This window comes from Cupriavidus sp. CP313 (assembly GCF_054072015.1).
Window position 1 is genome coordinate 55764 of record NZ_JBSVZB010000029.1, and the last position, 18358, is coordinate 74121.

12 protein-coding genes are annotated in these 18358 nt (G+C 67.3%); 4 read left to right on the top strand and 8 right to left on the bottom strand.

Features of this window, described 5'->3' with window-relative positions; genetic code table 11:
* Position 1: 1 nt before the first annotated feature.
* The 6 genes from ACW4E8_RS30905 to ACW4E8_RS30930 all read right to left on the bottom strand — a co-directional run bounded on the left by ACW4E8_RS30905 (position 2) and on the right by ACW4E8_RS30930 (position 10489).
* Positions 2-2281, bottom strand: a complete 2280-nt coding sequence (locus ACW4E8_RS30905; RefSeq protein WP_456807998.1) for a TonB-dependent hemoglobin/transferrin/lactoferrin family receptor — start codon at positions 2279-2281, stop codon at positions 2-4.
* A gap of 281 nt (positions 2282-2562) precedes the next feature.
* Positions 2563-5760 (bottom strand): efflux RND transporter permease subunit, encoded by a 3198-nt coding sequence (locus tag ACW4E8_RS30910; RefSeq protein WP_456807999.1) that lies wholly within the window; start codon positions 5758-5760, stop codon positions 2563-2565.
* 3 nt (positions 5761-5763) lie between these two features.
* A complete protein-coding gene (locus tag ACW4E8_RS30915) occupies positions 5764-7002 on the bottom strand; it encodes an efflux RND transporter periplasmic adaptor subunit (RefSeq protein ID WP_456808000.1) in 1239 nt (412 codons plus the stop codon).
* 259 nt (positions 7003-7261) lie between these two features.
* Positions 7262-7900, bottom strand: a complete 639-nt coding sequence (locus tag ACW4E8_RS30920) for an MOSC domain-containing protein (protein ID WP_456808001.1) — start codon at positions 7898-7900, stop codon at positions 7262-7264.
* A gap of 165 nt (positions 7901-8065) precedes the next feature.
* On the bottom strand, positions 8066-9238 hold the full coding sequence (locus ACW4E8_RS30925) for an MFS transporter (protein ID WP_456808002.1): 1173 nt from the start codon (positions 9236-9238) through the stop codon (positions 8066-8068).
* Positions 9239-9463: 225 nt separating this feature from the next.
* On the bottom strand, positions 9464-10489 hold the full coding sequence (locus ACW4E8_RS30930) for a D-2-hydroxyacid dehydrogenase family protein (protein ID WP_456808003.1): 1026 nt from the start codon (positions 10487-10489) through the stop codon (positions 9464-9466).
* 461 nt (positions 10490-10950) lie between these two features.
* On the opposite strand from ACW4E8_RS30930, the gene ACW4E8_RS30935 reads away from it, so the two are divergent.
* Positions 10951-12807 (top strand): phosphoenolpyruvate carboxykinase (GTP), encoded by a 1857-nt coding sequence (locus ACW4E8_RS30935; protein WP_456808004.1) that lies wholly within the window; start codon positions 10951-10953, stop codon positions 12805-12807.
* A gap of 60 nt (positions 12808-12867) precedes the next feature.
* Here the strand turns inward: ACW4E8_RS30935 and ACW4E8_RS30940 are convergent, their stop codons facing one another.
* Entirely contained in the window at positions 12868-13545 is a 678-nt protein-coding gene (locus tag ACW4E8_RS30940; RefSeq protein ID WP_456808005.1) for a response regulator, read from the bottom strand.
* Positions 13542-14948 carry a cache domain-containing protein gene (locus ACW4E8_RS30945; RefSeq protein ID WP_456808006.1) on the bottom strand — a complete coding sequence of 469 codons (1407 nt, stop codon included), beginning with the start codon at positions 14946-14948 and terminating at the stop codon, positions 13542-13544. Before ACW4E8_RS30945 ends, ACW4E8_RS30940 begins: the two co-directional genes overlap by 4 nt.
* A 395-nt stretch (positions 14949-15343) precedes the next feature.
* On the opposite strand from ACW4E8_RS30945, the gene ACW4E8_RS30950 reads away from it, so the two are divergent.
* The 3 genes from ACW4E8_RS30950 to ACW4E8_RS30960 all read left to right on the top strand — a co-directional run bounded on the left by ACW4E8_RS30950 (position 15344) and on the right by ACW4E8_RS30960 (position 18307).
* Positions 15344-17413, top strand: coding sequence for a carbon starvation CstA family protein (locus ACW4E8_RS30950; RefSeq protein ID WP_456808007.1), 2070 nt, complete (start codon positions 15344-15346; stop codon positions 17411-17413).
* A 23-nt stretch (positions 17414-17436) separates the two neighbouring features.
* Positions 17437-17631, top strand: a complete 195-nt coding sequence (locus tag ACW4E8_RS30955) for a YbdD/YjiX family protein (RefSeq protein WP_010811333.1) — start codon at positions 17437-17439, stop codon at positions 17629-17631.
* Positions 17632-17854: 223 nt separating this feature from the next.
* Entirely contained in the window at positions 17855-18307 is a 453-nt protein-coding gene (locus tag ACW4E8_RS30960) for a hypothetical protein (protein WP_456808008.1), read from the top strand.
* Positions 18308-18358 lie beyond the last annotated feature (51 nt).

An 18358-nucleotide genomic window follows, 5' to 3' on the forward strand; every position in this document is an offset into this window, starting at 1 on the left:
CTCAGAACGACAGCTTCAGACTGGCGGCGAAGGTGCGGCCGGACTGCGTGTAGAAGTCCACGCCGGGCTCGGTGGCGGCCACGCCGGTCTGGCGCACATCGCCCCACAGCCAGTACTTCTTGTCGAACAGGTTGTTCACCGACAGCGCCAGGCTGACATAGCGGTTGAAGCGCCACCACGCCTGCAGGTCGACCACGCCGTAGCCGGCGGGCTTGAAGTAGGTGAATGAAGTATCGTCGGTGCGCGTGACCGGGCGCGCCCCGCGCCAGCGAATGCCTGCTCCCTGGCCCGGCGTGCGCTCCCAGCTCAGGCCGGCACTGGCGCGCAGCGGCGACACGCTGTTCAGCGGCTGCCCGGTCTGCTCGTTGTTGCCGTGCGCATAGGCCACCGCGCCGTCGACGCGCCATTGCGGCAGGAAGCGCCACACGCCGCGCCACTCGGCACCGTAGATGCGCACGCTGGTCTGGTTGCGGTACTGGTAGGTCGCACGCAGGCCGGGCAGGCAAGCCGGGTCGGACGGGCAGGTGAGCTGCACTTGTTCGATGAAATCGCGATAGCGGTTGTCGAACACCACCACGCTGGTCTGGACGTTGTCGTCGGTATAGCGCGCACCGATCTCGAACGAGCGGCTTTTCTCCGGGTTCAGGTCGGCATTGGGCGCCGCGCCATAGCCCTGGATGGTGTTGCGGAAGCTGCCGTTGACCTCCTGGTAGTTGGGCGCGCGATAGCCGAAGACGTATTGCGCCCACAGGTTGACGCGGTCGGTCGCCTGCCACAGAGCCGACAGCTTGGGGGACACGTGCGAATCGCTCTTGCTGACGGCGGGGCCGCCCGCGGCCTTGTTGTAGACCGCGTCGTCGCCATCGGGCGAAAGCGAGTAGTGGTCGTAGCGCAGGCCCGGCGTCAGCGTGAAGCGGCCATCGAAGAAGCGCAGCTCATCCTGCACGAACAGGCCGGTCTGGCGCGTCTCGCCGGTGGGGAAGTCGTGCATCGGGAAGTTGTCGCCGGCCAGCGACTTGCTGGTGGTGCCGGTGGTCAGGTTGCGCACGATGCCGTCGCGCGATTCCGTGGTGCGCGTGCGCATGAAATCGACACCGCCGATCAGCCGGTGCCCGACACTGCCGGTGGCAAAGGACTTGTCGCCCTGCACATTGAAGCCAGTCTGTTCCTGGCGGAAGGCGAAGCCGAGTTCGACATTGCACAGGCTGGTGCCGCGCGTGGACGCCGAGCAGCCGGTGCTGGTGTTGCTGCGCACCTGGTTGGTGATGGTCTTGGTATCCGCTTCCTGGTAGTAGACCTGCGCGGTCAGCTGGTCGAGCACGCCGCTGGCCGGCTTCCACGCATAGTCCAGGCTGACGCGGTCGCGCTTCAGGTCTTCGGTGCCATTGGCTGAAGTCACGCGCGGCAGCGCCGTCGACAGGCGCAGGATGTCGGTATCGGTATTGCCGTCGCGGTGCTCGTAGGTGAACTTGAACTTGTGCTCGGGACTGGCGTTGAGCAGGAGCTTGCCCAGCCACGCCTGCGTGCGCACATCCTGTGGGTTGGGCCTGGTTCGATTCACCGAGTTGGAGTCCTCGCTGCCCATGTTCTTCATTTCATGCGCGTTCCGGTTCGCGTACATGAACAGGCCCTGGATGGTGTCGTTGCCGCCCGCCACGCCTGCGGTCTGGCCGAAGCCGTTGTCGATGCCGTTCCAGTTCAGGCCGATTTCACCGCCAACCTTGCGGCCCTGCATCAGGTCGGACGGGTCCTTGGTGGCATACGCCACCACGCCGCCGATGGCGTCCGAGCCGTACAGGCTGGAGGCCGGACCGCGCAGCACTTCCACGCGCTTGAGGAACGCGAACTCAGGCGCATCGCGCGTGGCGCTGGAGATATTCGACGGCCCGCCGCCATTGAAGAAGTCAGGCAGCCGCACCCCGTCGACCATCTGCAGCACGCGGTTGTCTTCGATGCCGCGGATATTGATGCTGCCCGCGCCAAAACGGCGGCGGTCGCGCGGCACGTCGATATCGGGCTCGTCGGCGAACAGGCCGGTCTCGTCGACGGGCTGGGCGCGCTCGATCTGGCGCGCATCGCGGGTGGTGATGGTGGAGGCGACCGAGTCGGCGCGCTCCGCGGTGCGGGTGGCGGTGACCACCACTTCATTGAGGGCAGCGACGGTGGTGCGCTTGCTATCGCCCTCGTCGGCAATGGCTGGCGAACCTAACGCTGCGCAGACGGCAGCGACAGGCGTGACCCGGATAGTGGCGCGCAGGCGCGCAAGGCAGCGACGTTTCATGGATTCTCCCCAGAAGAAAACGGACGCGCTGGCTGGCAAAAACCTGAACGGGATGGCTGGCTTGCGTGAAGGCGCTGCCCGCGAAAACGAGGTGTCGCGGGTGACGCCGTTTTTAGTTAACGAGAATTATTATCATTTAAATCTGGTTCGTAAAGCACTTATATCGAGTGGGCATGTCATGTGGCGACGGCGCTACATGTCGCTAATGTCTGACCCTGGCCGGCGCCTCAAAAACAAAGAGGCCGCAGCAATGCTGCGGCCTCCTCTTGTCTGCCGGTGCCTCAGTGCTGGTGCACCGTCTCGCCCGGCGCCTTGTCCGGCAGCTTGTTGCCTTCAGAGTCGATCTGCAACGGCCCCGTCCCGGAGAACCGGTCCAGCGCCAGGTAGATCACCGGCGTGATGAACAGCGTGATCACCTGCGAGAACAACAGGCCGCCAACCACCGCCAGCCCCAGCGGCTGGCGCAACTCGGCACCCGCGCCAAGGCCCAGCGCCAGCGGCAGCGCGCCCATCACCGCGGCGAAGGTCGTCATCATGATCGGCCGGAAGCGCAGCAGGCACGCCTGCCGGATCGCCTTGGCCGGCGGCATGCCCTGTTCACGCTGCGCGGCCAGCGCGAAGTCGATCATCATGATGGCGTTCTTCTTGACGATGCCGATCAGCATCAGCACGCCGATCACTGCGATCAGCGACAGCTCCACGTTGAAGAGGAACAGCGTCAGCAACGCGCCCACCGCTGCCGAGGGCAAGCCCGCCAGGATGGTCAGCGGGTGGATATAGCTTTCATACAGCACGCCCAGCAGCGTATAGATCACCGCGATGGCCGCCACCAGCAGCACGATCTGCGTGGCCTGCGACGACTGGAACACCGCCGCGTCGCCGCCCCAGCTGGTGAAGATCGAGCTGGGCATGGCGATCTCCTGCCGGTAGCGGTCGATGCGCGCCGAAGCATCGCCCAGCGCCGCGCCCGGCGCCAGGTTGAACGACACCGTCACCGAAGGCAGCTGCCCCTGGTGGTTGACGGCGATCGGCCCGACCCGGCGCTCGGTGGTGGCAAAGGCGGAGATCGGCACCATCTGGCCGGTCTTGCTGCGCACATAGAGCTTGGAGAACGCGGTCTCGTCGACGCGGTCGATATCGGCCGCCTGCAGGATCACGTAGTAGTTGTCGATCGGCGTGTAGATGGTCGACACCTGCCGCTCGCCGAAGGCCGAGTACAGCGCGGTGCGCACGTCCTGCATCTGAACGCCCAGCGCATTGGCCTTGTCGCGGTCGATCGACAGGTGCGCCTCCAGCCCGGACTGCTGCGAATCGCTGGTGACGTCGCGGAAGATCGGGTCGGTGCGCATCTTCGCCATCAACTGGTCGGAGGAGTCCTGCAGCTGGCCGGCCTTCACGCTCTGCAGCGTGTACTGGTAGCGGCTCTTGCTCTGGCGCCCGCCCAGCTGCAGGTTCTGCACCGGCGCAAAGTACACCGCCAGGCCCGGCACCCCGGCAACATCGCGCCGCAGCGACTCGATCACCTTGGGCATGGCCTCGCGTTCGCCACGCGGCTTCAGTTCGACAAACATGCGCCCGGTGTTGATGGCCGGCGACGGGCCGCCGCCGATGGCCACCACGATGCTCTTGACCGCGGGGTTGGCGCGCATGCGCTCGGCGGCGTCGCGCAGGCGTTCTGCCATGGCGTCGAAGGAGATGTCCTGCGGGCCTTCGGCGTTGACGCGGATCTGGCCGATGTCCTCTTCAGGGAAGAAGCCCTTGGGGATGGTCACGAACAGCACCGCGGTCAGCACGAAGGTCAGGCCCGCGACCGCCAGCACGGTGTGGCGGTGCGCCAGGCACCAGTCCAGCCCGCGCGCATAGCGGTGCAGCGTGAACTCGAACAGGTTCTCGAACCACTGCGTCGAGCGCATGCCCAGCGTTTGCTTCTGCACGATGGCGGGCTGGCCGGGCGCGTGGTCGCCGTAGGCGTGGTGCGATTCATCCACCGGCACGTTCTCGGCCGACAGGAAGCGTGCACACAGCATCGGGATCAGCGTCAGCGACACCAGCGCCGACACCAGGATCGCCAGCGACACCACCGCGGCGAACTCATGGAACAACAGGCCGATCACGCCCGGCATGAAGAAGATCGGGATAAACACCGCCACCAGCGAGATCGAGATCGACAGGATGGTGAAGCCCATCTCGCGCGAACCCACCAGCGCGGCCTTCAGCGGCGCCACGCCCTCCTCGATATGGCGCACGATGTTCTCGAGCATGACGATGGCGTCGTCCACCACCAGGCCCACCGCCAGCGTGATGGCCAGCAGCGAGACGTTGTCCAGGCTGTAGCCGAAGGCCTTCATCAGCGCCACCGTGCCGATCAGCGAGATCGGCAGCGACACCGCGGGGATCAGCGTGGCCGCGGCGCGGCGCAGGAACAGGAAGATCACCATCACCACCAGCGCCACCGTCAGCGCCAGCGTGAACTGCACGTCGTGGATCGATTCGCGGATCGAGTTCGAGCGGTCGTTGACCACCGCGACGTTGACCGAGCCCGGCATCTGCGCGATCAGGCGGGGCAGGGCGGCCTTGATGGCATCGACCACCGCCACGGTGTTGGCGTCGGGCTGGCGCAGCACCGCCAGCACGATCGAGCGCTCGTTGTTGAGCCAGCTGCCGGTCTTGATGGTCTCGACGCTGTCCTCGATCTCGGCCACGTCAGAGAGCCGCACCAGCGCGCCGTTGGGCTGGCTGGCGACGATGATGTTGCGGAAGGCGTCGGCGCTGGTCAGCTGCCGGTTGGCCTGGATGGTCAGGGTCTGGCGCGCGCTGTCGAGCGTGCCCACCGGCGTGTTGGTGTTGGCGCGGTTCAGCGCCGTGGCCAGCTCGTCCAGCGTCAGCCCGCGCGCGGCCAGCGCATCCGGGTGCGCGCGCACCCGCACCGCAAAACGCTTCTGCCCGAAGATCTGCACCTGCGCCACCCCCGGCAGCGTGGCCAGCGTGGGCGAGATCAGGTTGTCGCCAAAGGCGTTCAGGTCCGCCAGGCTCATCGCCGGCGAGTTGATCGCCAGCAGCAGCACCGGCGCATCGGCCGGGTTGACCTTGCGGTACGACGGCGGCACCGTCATCTCGATCGGCAGCGAGCGCTGCGCGCGGAACAGCGCCGCCTGCACGTCGACGGCCGCGTCGTCGATATCGCGGTCGTTGTTGAATTCGATGGTGATGCTGGAGTTGCCGAGCGTGTTCGACGAGCTGATCACCGACACGCCCGGGATCGTCGCAAACTGCTTTTCCAGCTGCGTGGCGACCGATGCCGCCATGGTCTCGGGGCTGGCCCCGGGCAGGGTCGCGGTGACCTGGATCACCGGCGAATTAAAGCTGGGCAGCGCGGCAATGGGGATGGTCGGGTACAGCACGATGCCGGTGACCACCACGGCCAGGCACAGCAGCACCGTCATCACCGGACGGCGGATGCAGAGTTCAGACAGCGTCATGGCTCAGTGCCCCGCGGTGGCGGCGGCCGGGCGGGCGGCGGCGGCCGAGGCACCGGCGGCCGGGGCCTCGCGCACCAGCGTGCCGGGGCGCAGGTTCTGCGTGCCCTCCACCACCACGCGGGCGCCGGGCTGCACGCCCTCGACCACGGCGGCGGCGGCAGTGGTGGTCACCACCTGCACCGGCACGCGCGCGACCTTGCTGTCGGGCTGGACCACATAGACAAAGCGGCCTTCCGGGCCGGTCACCACCGCCTGCGGCGGCACCGACAGCGCGCCCTTCAGGGTCTGCACCACGGCGTTGACGTTGGCATAGGTGCCCGGCCACAGCCGCTGCTCTTCATTGTCGAACTGCGCCTTGACGCGGATGGTGCCGTACTGCGGATCGACGGTGTTATCCACAAAGGTGATCCTGCCGGTCACCGGCGTCTTGCTGCCGTCGTTGGGCAGCGCGGTGACCTGCACCGGGCCGGCGTGCAGCGCCTCGCGCAGCGCGCCCAGCTGCCGCTCCGGCAGGGTGAAGGTTACGGCGATTGGCTGGACCTGGGCGACGGTGACCATCGGCACGGTGCTGCCGGGCATCACCAGCGAGCCCGGGAAAACGTTGATCACGCCGGTGCGCCCGCTGATGGTGGCGCGGATCGCGCCGTAGCTGATCGCCACGCGGCTGGCTTCGATGGCGGCCTGGTCGGCGCGCACGGTGGCAGCGAAGCCGTCCACCTTGGCCTGCGCGGTGTCGACCGCGCTCTTAGAGATGAAGTTGCGCTCCAGCAGATCCTGGCTGCGCGCCAGGGTGCGGCGGGCATCGGCCAGGTCGGCCTGGTCCTTCAGCAGCTGGGCCTGCGCCTTGGCCAGGTTGGCCTCGTCCATGCGGGTATCGAGCGAGAACAGCAGGTCGCCCGGCTTGACCGTCTGGCCTTCCTTGATATGGACGGTGCGCACGGTACTGGACACCTGCGGGCGCACCTCGACGGTGGACAGCGCGGTGACATTGCCGTTGGCCTTGACCTGCAGCGGCACGTCGCCCTGCTGCACGCGCGCGGTGGACACCACCACGGCTGCCGGCGCCTTGGGCGCCGGCTTGGGCGCAAACCAGGTACGCCAGGCAAACCAGCCCAGGCCGGCAATGACCAGCAGCACGGCCACTACCGCCCACGGCGATACGCGGCCACGCCCGGTTCCGGTGGCCGCCCTCCAGTTGCTGTCGACGAAGCCCTTGGGCTGGTCGATCCTTTCAGATTTCATATTGTGTGGACCCTCTGCACCGCGTCTTCGCGCCACTCCCCGTGATCGCCCGGCTGGTTGTGTCCAGATGTTGCCGGTGCGTGTCGCGCAAAGACTCTACTGATACCGCGCTTCGCCCGCCGGAGCCAGCGCCGCGTATTACAGTCCGTTACAGGGTTGCAAGGGTCTGGTAATGCCCGGCGCCGGCAAACGCCGTCCGGGCCACAGGGGAAGCCGGAGATGTGTTTAGCGGGGCGCTTGTATGGTTAGACAAACATTATCAGAAAAGCTGCCGCCGGCCATCGCGGCGCCACTGATTGACGCTGTCCACCGACAGTTCGCGTGGCCCGGCCTGCACAATCACGACATCGCCAGCGCGCACTTCTCCCTTCAGCACCACGCTGAGGTAGACCCCGGAGTAGCCGCTCTGGATCATGTCGCGCACCGCGTGGCGGTAGCCCAGCGCGGCGTTGAACTTGTAGCAGGGCTTGCGCGGCGACTCCACCCGCAGCAGGGCCGTGCCCACGCGCACGAGGTCACCGATCCAGAGTTGGGATTCAAGCAGCCCCTCCAGGGTCAGGTTCTCGCCGATGGCGCCAAACGGCAACGGTGGGCCTGACTCGGGCTGCCCGCAGGCGCGGCGGCGCGCGTTCCACCACGGGTAGTGCTCGAAGGGATAGGCGTAGACCGCCTTGTCCAGGCCGCCGTGCACGGTCAGGTCGCCCTGTTCGTCGCCGGCCAGGCCCAGCGGCTGCACCTGTACCCGCAACGGGTGCAGCAGGGTGCTGACAGGGTGCTTGCGAATGCCCGACAGCACCACCGCCTCGGTGCCCGCCCCGGCGACCACCAGCGGGATGGCCTTGGCCATGCTGACCGCCAGCACACGCGCAAGGCCCGGCCGAGGTCTGGATTCGCTCACGTGCGCCCCCGCTTCGTGGTTGTGCTTCCGGTTGTGGAAAGGGCTGTGGATAAGCTGCGGATATGCCTGAGGATAACGGGGCGGATAACCCTGTGGACAAGTGCTTGGTGCGGTCCCTCACAAGGAACCCGGCGGCGGGGAGCCGGCTCGGGTTTCAGCCTTGCATCACACCTGCTGCGCCGCCTGCGGCCGCCGCCACTGGCAGCCCAGCGCCCGGGCGCGTTGCGATACCGCCAGCGCCACCAGCATCAGCGCCGCCGCGCCCCAGTGCAGCGTATCGGCGCCGGCCAGCGTATAGATGGCAGCCCCGGCCATGGCGCCGGCCGCCTGGCCCAGGTAGATCGACGAAGAATTCAGCGAGATCGACACCGATGCCCGCTCCGGCGCCAGCAGCACCAGCCGCGCCTGCTGCGCGCTGTTGGTGGCAAACCCGCCCACGCCCCACAGCATGAACAGCAGCACCAGCGCCACGCTGCCCAGCCCGGCCAGCGGCCACAGCACCATGGCCGTGATCGAGGTCAGCAGCGTGACCTGCACGATCCGGCTGGGCGTGACCCGGTCCATGCGCGACGCCGCCATGGCATTGCCGAACACGCCGCAGGCGCCGTAGGCCAGGAACATCAGGCTGAGCGCGCCGCCGCTGATGCCGTACACGTCGCGCATCAGCGGGGCGATATAGGTAAACACGGTGAACATGCCCGCCGACGAGATCATGGTGGTCAGCACCACCAGCATGATCGGCTTGTGGCGCAGCACCGCGCCCCAGGCCTCGCGCCCGGCCGGCGGCACGGTCAGCCCGCGCGGCAGCGCGCGCCAGACCGCCGCCGACACCAGCAGCGCCAGGGCACCGACCAGCGCCATGCTGACGCGCCAGCCCAGGGTGCTGGAAATCCACGTGCCCAGCGGCACGCCCACCACGCTGGCGATGCTCCAGCCAAGAAACACGAAGCTGATGGCGCGCCCGCGCGTCTGCGCGTTGACCAGCAGCGGCAGCGTGGCGGCGGTCTGGGGCGTATAGATGGCCGCGCCGATCGCGGTCAGGAAGCGGATCGCCATCAGCGCCGCAAAGCTGGGCGCAAACGCGGCGGCCAGGTGCATCACCCCATAGACCAGCAGCGACCCGGCCAGCAGCAGCCGGCGGTCAATGCGCGAGCCCAGCGTGGCAAACAGCGGTGCGCCGATGCAGGTGGCCAGCGCAAACACCGAGATCAGCTGCCCGGCGCTGGCCGCGCCCAGCCCGAAATCGGCGGCAATGTCGTTCAACATGCCGGTAACGATCATCGCACCGGTGCCAATGACGAAATTGCCGACGCAGAGCGTCACTAGCCTGGGGTCCATGCCGGCCTTGGGAATAGGGATTGGCGCAGGAGGGCGCCTTGTTGTTGTCTGGGATGCCGCGGGCCGTGGCAGGCCGGGCGGTAAGGGAAGTCCGGAGTGTAGCGGTTTCGTGGAATTCGCGTTTCCCAGAGGAAATGCCCCGCCAGATGTGAAACACCCCTGCCCCGCATGGCGGAACAGGGGTGTCAGGGCGGGCTGTCCGGAGGCAATCCGGCCGCTGGTGACTCAGCGCGTCAGCACCGGCGCCAGCGCCTTCGGGTTGACGATGCAGTCATGGTTGCCGGCCAGCACGTCCAGGATGTTCTGGAACGCGGTGCGGAAGTACAGCTCGTAGCTGTCGCGCTCCACATAGCCCAGGTGCGGCGTGCAGATGCAGTTTTCCATGCGCAGCAGCGCGTGGCCCTGCAGGATCGGCTCGGACTCGAACACGTCGATCGCCGCCATGCCCGGGCGGCCCCGGTTCAGCGCGGTGACCATCGCATTCTCTTCCAGCAGTTCGGCACGGCTGGTGTTGACGAACAGCGCCGTGGGCTTCATCCGCGTCAGGTCGGTCAGCTTGACGATGCCACGGGTGTCGTCGTTCAGGCGCAGGTGCATCGACAGCACATCACTGTCGGCAAACAACTGCTCCTTCGATTCGGCCACGCCCAGCCCGTCGGCACGGGCGCCTTCCAGCGACGCCTCGCGGCCCCAGACCAGCACCTTCATGCCAAAGGCGCGGCCGTAGCCAGCCAGCAGCCGGCCGATCTTGCCATAGCCCCAGATCCCCAGGGTCTGGCCGCGCAGCACCTGGCCCAGGCCGAAATTGGGCGGCATCGTCGTCGATTTCAGCCCCGACTGCTGCCATGCGCCGTGCTTCAGGCTGGCGACATACTGGGGGATGCGGCGCTGGGCGGCCATGATCAGCGCCCAGGTCAGCTCGGCCGGCGCCACCGGCGAACCCACGCCCTCCAGCACGGCCACGCCGCGGTCGGTGCAGGCGTCCAGGTCGATATGGCTGCCGGGGCCGGCGCCGACCCGGCCGGTCTGGCTGATGAGCTTGAGTTTTGGCAGTTTTTCCAGCAGTTGCCGGGTGATGCGGGTGCGTTCGCGGATCAGCACCACGGCTTCGACGTCTGACAGGCGTGCGGCCAGCTGGCCCACGCCCTTGACGGTGTTGTTGAACACCTTGACGTCGTGCCCCTCCAGCAAGCTGAAGCAAGGCAGCTTGCGCACGGCATCCTGGTAATCGTCGAGTACGGCAATCTTCATCGGCAACTCTGGTTGTCTAACGGTCTTGTGCCGGTTGGTGCGCGCCGCCACCGAGCTGCGCGCCGGCCAACAGTATTGTTGAGAAATATCGAAAAACCCCGCGCCGGCTGGTGGCGGCGATTGTTGCAGAGCAAAAAACAGGGGGGTGCGCCAGTGGTATCCTTGCCCGTTCCGGTGCCGCCGCGGATTGTCGGTCGAGCCTTGCTCCCGCCATGCGATCGCACACGGACAAAGTCCGGCCAGCACGCGCAGCCACCCCTGCGCGCGCGAAGCGCAACTGTAGCGCAGCCGCAGGGACCGCCGCGACCTTTTGCATAAACGGGGCCGCCGCGGAGTTGTAACGGGATGTGTCGATCCGAGTGTGACATCACTCCGGGCGCGTGACGGCCCCATCTGCCCGCTGGCCAGGCTTTGCAAGGATTCCTTCCCTTCCTTCCCATTACGAATCTGGAGTCTGCAGTATGAACCACCCCACGATGCAAGGTACGGCGCCCGTCAATGCGCCGGCCTGGGTCAAGCACCCCAAGCTGGTGGCCTGGGTCGCGGAAATCGCCGCCCTGACCAAGCCCGACAATGTCTATTGGTGCGACGGCTCGCAGGAAGAATATGACCGCCTGTGCGAGCAGATGGTCGCCGCCGGCACCATGAAGCGGCTGAACCCGGCCAAGCGCAAGAATTCCTTCCTGGCGCTGTCGGACCCTTCGGACGTGGCGCGGGTAGAAGATCGCACCTTCATCTGCTCCGAAAAACAGGAAGACGCCGGCCCCACCAACAACTGGACCGAACCGGCCGAGATGCGCCAGACGCTGAACGGCCTGTTCGAGGGCTGCATGCGCGGCCGCACGCTGTACGTGGTGCCGTTCTCGATGGGCCCGCTGGGCTCGCCGATCGCGCATATTGGCGTGGAACTGTCCGATTCGCCGTACGTGGCGGTCAATATGCGCATCATGACGCGCATGGGCCGCGCGGTGTACGAGGTCCTGGGCACCAACGGCGAGTTCGTGCCGTGCGTGCACACCGTGGGCAAGCCGCTGGCCGCCGGCGAGCAGGACGTGGCCTGGCCGTGCAACCCGACCAAGTACATCGTCCATTTCCCGGAAACGCGCGAGATCTGGTCATTCGGCTCGGGCTACGGCGGCAACGCGCTGTTGGGCAAGAAGTGCTTCGCGCTGCGCATTGCCTCGACCATGGGCCGCGATGAAGGCTGGCTGGCCGAGCACATGCTGATCCTGGGCGTGACCTCGCCCGAGGGCAGGAAGTACCACGTGGCAGCGGCCTTCCCGTCGGCCTGCGGCAAGACCAACTTCGCCATGCTGATCCCGCCCAAGGGTTTCGAGGGCTGGCAGGTCACCACCATCGGCGACGACATCGCCTGGATCAAGCCGGGCCAGGACGGCCGCCTGTACGCCATCAACCCGGAAGCCGGCTACTTCGGCGTGGCCCCGGGCACCAGCGAGAAGACCAACTTCAACGCGATGGCGACGCTCAAGGAAAACGTCATCTTCACCAACGTGGCGCTGACCGACGACGGCGACGTGTGGTGGGAAGGCATGACCAAGGAAGCGCCCGCGCACCTGGTCGACTGGCAGGGCCAGGACTGGACCCCGGAAATCGCCCGCGCCACCGGCGCCAAGGCCGCGCACCCGAACGCCCGCTTCACCGCGCCGGCGTCGCAGTGCCCGTCGATCGACCAGAACTGGGACAACCCGGCCGGCGTACCCATTGATGCGTTCATCTTCGGCGGCCGCCGCTCGACCACCGTGCCGCTGGTTACCGAGGCCCGCAACTGGACCGAAGGCGTCTACATGGCCGCCACCATGGGTTCGGAAACCACCGCCGCGGCCGCCGGCCAGCAGGGCGTGGTGCGCCGCGACCCGTTCGCCATGCTGCCGTTCTGCGGCTACAACATGAGCGACTACTTCGGCCACTGGCTGGAACTCGGCCAGAAGCTGGAAGCCGCGGGCGCGAAGCTGCCGAAGATCTACTGCGTCAACTGGTTCCGCAAGGACGCCGACGGCAACTTCGTGTGGCCGGGCTTTGGCGAGAACATGCGCGTGCTGTCGTGGATGATCGACCGCGTGGAAGGCAAGGGGCAGGGCGCCGAGCACGTGTTCGGCACCACCCCGCGCTACGAGGACCTGAACTGGAATGGCGTGGACTTCACGCCGGCGCAGTTCACGCAGGTGACTTCGATCGATCGCGATGCGTGGCAGCAGGAGCTGGCGCTGCATGACGAGCTGTTCACCAAGCTGCAGCATCGGCTGCCGCAGGCGCTGGCGGAAGCGCGGGCGGCGTTGGGCAAGCGGCTGGACGGCTGATCGCCACGGTTCGCGCAGCTCGCGATAAAGACGCCCGTCTCTGCTGAGACGGGCGTTTTTTTATCCCCCCTCGCTCTCCCCCAACGTCTCCACCGCATACTTCACCAACCCCGCCCGCCCCTCGATCCCCAGTTTGCGCTTCAGGTTCAGCCGGTGCGTCTCCACCGTGCGCACCGACACCCCCAGTTGCGCCGCAATCTCCTTGTTGGCCAGGCCACGCCCGATGCCGCGCAGGATGTCGCGCTCGCGCGGCGTCAGCGCATCGAGCGGCCCTGCGGCAGGGCTCTGCTCGGCCATGCCGCGTGCAATGCGGGCGCTGTAGAAGACCCGTCCGGCCAGCACGGACTGGATCGCCGCCATCAGCTCGTCGGCAGGCGCGTCCTTGAGCACATAGCCGCGCGCGCCGGCGCGCACCGCCTGGCGCACATACTCCAGGTTGTCGTGCATCGACACGATCAGCACCGCCAGCTCCGGATAGCGGTCGTGCAGCGCCGCGGCCAGGGCAATGCCGCCCATGCCGCGCATGCCGATATCGGTGATGACCAGGTCGGGCAGCTCGGCGGCACCGGCGCGGTCCAGCCACGCCAGCGCGGCTTCGCCGTCGTCAGCTTCGCCCACCACGCGCAAGCCGGGCTGCAGCGCCAGGTGCATGCGCATGCCGTCGCGCACCAGCGCGTGGTCGTCGATCAGCAATACGCGGGCGGGTACTTCCATGGAATCGGCAAAAGACTGGGTCATGACGGCGAGGGTCCTGCTGAAACGGGATCGTGCGCAATGGCCGCAGGCCTGGCCAGCGGCAGTGAAGCGACCAGCTGGGTGCCGCCCATGCCCGAAGCGATGTCGAACTGCCCGCACAGCGCGGCGATGCGCTCGCGCAGGTTGCGCAGGCCGATGCCGCGCTGCGGGTCCTCCTGCATGCGCGCCACGTCGAAGCCATGCCCATCGTCGCGCACGGTGAGGCGCGTGGCATCGGCATCAAAGGCCAGCGCCACCGCGACCCGGCGCGCGCCGGCATGGCGCTCGACGTTGGTCAAGGCTTCCTGGGCGATGCGGAACAGCGCCGTGGCCTGCTCGTCGGGCAGTTCACGCGGAGCGCCGCTCTGGGTCACCGCAATCTCCAGCGCGCTGCCGCCCTGCATCTCGCGCGCCAGGTGCTGCAGCGCGGCGTACAGGCCCAGGTCGTCGAGCAGGGCGGGGCGCAGGTTGCGCGCCACGCGGCGCACTTCATTGAAGACGGTATCGAGCCGGTTCAGCGCCATGCCCAGCACCGGCGCCACCGCGGCGCCGTCGGCCGGGGCCAGGCGCAGGCGGTTGGTGGCGGTTTCCAGCACCAGCTTGACCGACACCAGCAACTGGCTGATGCCATCGTGCAGCTCGCGCGAGAGCCGGGCGCGCTCTTCTTCCTGTGACTGCACCACGCGCTGCGCCAGCTGGCGCAGCTTGGCGTCGGCCTCGCGGTGCTCGCTGACGTTCAGCGCCAGGCCGCTGGCGGCGACCAGCAGGATGCTGATGCCGGCGATCACGCCGATCCAGGCCATGGTCGCGCGGATATCGGTCTCGGCACGGGCGTCGAGCTGGCGCAGCGTGCTTTCCACGTCATCCAGGTAGATGCCGGTGCCGACCATCCAGCCCCATTCGGGCACCGCCACCACATAGCCAAGCTTGGGCGCCAGCTGCTGCGTCGAGGGCTTTCTCCACAGGTAGCGCACTGCGCCGCCACCGCCCTTGGCCGCGGCGATCAGCTGCTGGATGGTCAGCGCGCCCTGCGGATCGCGCAGCGTCCACAGGTCCTGGCCGACCAGTTCGGGCTGGCGCGGGTGCATCAGGTTGCGGCCCTGCAGGTCGTACAGGAAGAAGTAGCCGTCGGGGCCGTAGTCCAGGCGCGCAAGTGCCTCCATCGCCGCCCGCCGGGTGTCGGCATCGCTGTGCCCGGAACGCACCAGCGGCGCGATCGCGCTCTGCGCCAGTTCTACGTAGTGGCGCAGCTCCATTTCCTTGCTCTGTAGGTAGGCGGCTTCGACCAGTGCGCGTTCATGCTGCGCGAGCTGGGTGGCCTGGTAGCGCACGGCAAGTGCGATGCCGAGCATGGCCACCGCCAGCGGCGCCACGGCGAGCAACAGGATCTTCTGGCGGAGTTTCATACAAGTGAGGGGGACCGGGGGTAAACACCGATGCCGCGCAGGCGGCATGCCACCGTCGATTTGCGTAGTTCTACGCAGAAGTGCTGCGTAGTTACGCGCTTGTGCGGGGTTTGGCGGGTGTCAATACTACACGCCGGACACGCCACCGCCCCAGCAGGGCGCGCGTGTCGACGCAGTTGGTGCACCGGACACCCCTGGACGGTGCATCGCCTGCCTGCAAGACGAGATCCGGAAACGACGACAAACCGGGCGCGCAGCAGCAGATCCCAGGAGACGCCCTCACCGCCGGATTCACCGCAGCTGCACGCTTTGGCGCATGCCACCGCTGTTCGCCGTTCCCCGTCCTTCGCCGCCGCAGGCTATCCAAGAAATCCCGGTCTGAGGAGACCTTCACTATGAATCGCATCGGAGAACACCTGGTGTGGCTGGCTGTCGCCGTCCTTGGCGCGTTTGCCTTCGGCACTGTCGCGCTGGCGCGCGGCGAGGCCGTCAGCGCGCTGTGGATCGTGGTTGCCGCGCTCTGCATCTACCTGATCGCCTACCGCTACTACAGCCGCTTTATCGCCGACAAGGTGATGCAGCTCGATCCCAAACGCATGACGCCCGCCTGGCGCCATAACGACGGCCTGGACTACGTGCCGACCAACAAGGCGGTGCTGTTCGGCCACCACTTCGCGGCGATTGCCGGCGCCGGACCGCTGGTCGGCCCGGTGCTGGCCGCGCAGATGGGCTATATGCCGGGCATGCTGTGGCTGCTTGCCGGCGTGGTGTTCGCCGGCGCGGTGCAGGACTTCATGGTGCTGTTCATCTCCACGCGCCGCGACGGCCGCTCGCTGGGCGACCTGGTCAAGTCCGAGATGGGCACGATCCCGGGCATGATCGCGCTGTTCGGCTGCTTCATGATCATGGTCATCATCCTGGCGGTGCTGGCGCTGATCGTGGTGAAGGCGCTGGCCGACTCGCCGTGGGGCACGTTCACCGTGGCGGTGACGATCCCGATCGCGCTGTTCATGGGCATCTATACCCGCTACATCCGCCCGGGCCGCATCGGCGAGGTATCGGTGATCGGCTTCGTGCTGCTGATGCTCGCCATCATCGGCGGCCAGTACGTGCACGAGAGCGCCACGCTGGCGCCGCTGTTCACGTACGACGGCAAGGCGCTGACCTGGATGCTGATCATCTACGGCTTTATCGCCGCCGTGCTGCCGGTGTGGCTGCTGCTGGCGCCGCGCGACTACCTGTCGACCTTCCTGAAGATCGGCACCATCATCGCGCTGGCCATCGGCATCCTGATCGTCGCGCCGGAGCTGAAGATGCCGGCCTTCACGCAGTTCGCCAAGGGCGGCGGGCCGGTGTGGTCGGGCAACCTGTTCCCGTTCCTGTTCATCACCATCGCCTGCGGCGCGGTGTCGGGCTTCCACGCGCTGATCTCGTCGGGCACCACGCCCAAGCTGCTGGAGAATGAATCGCACGCGCGCTTTATCGGCTACGGCGCGATGCTGGCCGAGTCCTTCGTCGCCATCATGGCGCTGGTGGCCGCCTCGGTGATCGAGCCCGGCGTGTACTTCGCCATGAACAGCCCGGCCGCCGTGATCGGCACCACGCCGGAAGCGGTGGCACAAGCCGTGTCGACCTGGGGCTTCGTGATCACGCCGGACGTGCTGGTGCAGACCGCCAAGGACGTCGGCGAGAACACCATTCTCTCGCGCGCCGGCGGCGCGCCCACGCTGGCGGTGGGCATCGCCCACATCCTGCACCAGGTGGTGGGCGGCCAGGCCATGATGGCGTTCTGGTACCACTTTGCCATCCTGTTCGAGGCGCTCTTCATCCTGACCGCCGTCGACGCGGGCACCCGCGCCGGCCGCTTCATGCTGCAGGACCTGCTGGGCAGCTTTATCCCGTCGATGCGCAAGACCGATTCGCTGGTCGCCAACCTGACCGCCACCGCGCTGTGCGTGGCGGCCTGGGGCTACTTCCTGTACCAGGGCGTGGTCGATCCGCTGGGCGGCATCAACACGCTGTGGCCGCTGTTCGGCATCTCCAACCAGATGCTGGCCGCGGTGGCGCTGGTGCTGGGCACCTGCGTGCTGGTCAAGATGAAGCGCGGCCAGTACGCCTGGGTCACGCTGGTGCCGACCGTCTGGCTGCTGATCTGCACGCTGACCGCCGGCTGGCAGAAGCTGTTCCACGCCGACCCCAAGGTCAGCTTCCTGACCCACGCCGCCAAGTTCAGCGCCGCCATCGCCGAAGGCAAGGTGCTGGCCCCGGCCAAGTCGATGGAGCAGATGCACCGCATCGTCTTCAACGACTATCTGGACGCCGGCCTGTGCGCGCTGTTCATGCTGGTGGTGCTGTCGATCGTGTTCTACGGCTTCAAGACCGCGATGCAGGCACGCGCCGCCGCCCGCCCGACGGCCAAGGAAACGCCGTTCGAGGCGCTGCCTTCGGGCGCCTCGGCCCAGTAACCCAGGGATCACAGGAGCCCGCCATGCTGGAACAACTCGGAACCATGGGACGCTACCTTGGGCAGTCGCTGCGGCTGATGGTCGGCCTGCCTGACTACCAGACCTATGTCGCGCACATGGAAAGCACCCACCCGGACCGCGAACCGATGAGCTACGAGGAATTCTTCCGCGAGCGCCAGGAGGCACGCTACGGCGGCGGGCAGGGCAAGTGCTGCTGAGCACACGCTGAACGCTGCCGTCCTGCGGGCCGGCGGCATACAAAGCAGACAGGCGATCACATGATCGCCTGTCTTTTTATCAAGTGTTGCGTTTTTACCCCGCTTTTGTAATGCACGGATACCGTTTCTGTAGCGGGTTACAGGGCTTTACAGGTGGTTACAGCAAGGGTGCGGCTCCTTCTCTACACTTGCGACACATCATGGCAATTCGAGGAAAAAAGATATGACTCGCCATCCCGTTCGCAACCTGACCATTGCCCTCGCCCTGGCGGCCTGCGCGCTGCCGGCCGTCGCGAGCGACATGAACAACGCCCTGGGCGGCGCACTCGGCGGCGTCGCCGGTGCCGCAGTGGGCGGCGCGCTGGGCGGCAGCACCGGCGCAGTGATCGGTGGTGCAGTGGGCGGCGGCGCCGGTGGCGCAGTGACCTCCAACCGCCGCGAGCGCACCGGTGCCATCATCGGCGGCGCGCTGGGCGGCGGTGCCGGCACCGCAGCTGGCAACGCCATGGGCGGCCGCACCGGTGGCCTGATCGGCGCCGGCCTGGGCGGCGGCGCGGGTGCGGCGCTGGGCGGCAACGTCTCGCGCAGCAACTCGTACGACAATGACCGCCGCTATTACAACAGCAACTACAAGCGCAAGAAGCACAAGCATCACCGCCACCACTACGACGACTAAGTCGAAGCGGGGTCAGCAAAACGGGCCGTCATGGCCCGTTTTTCATTTGCG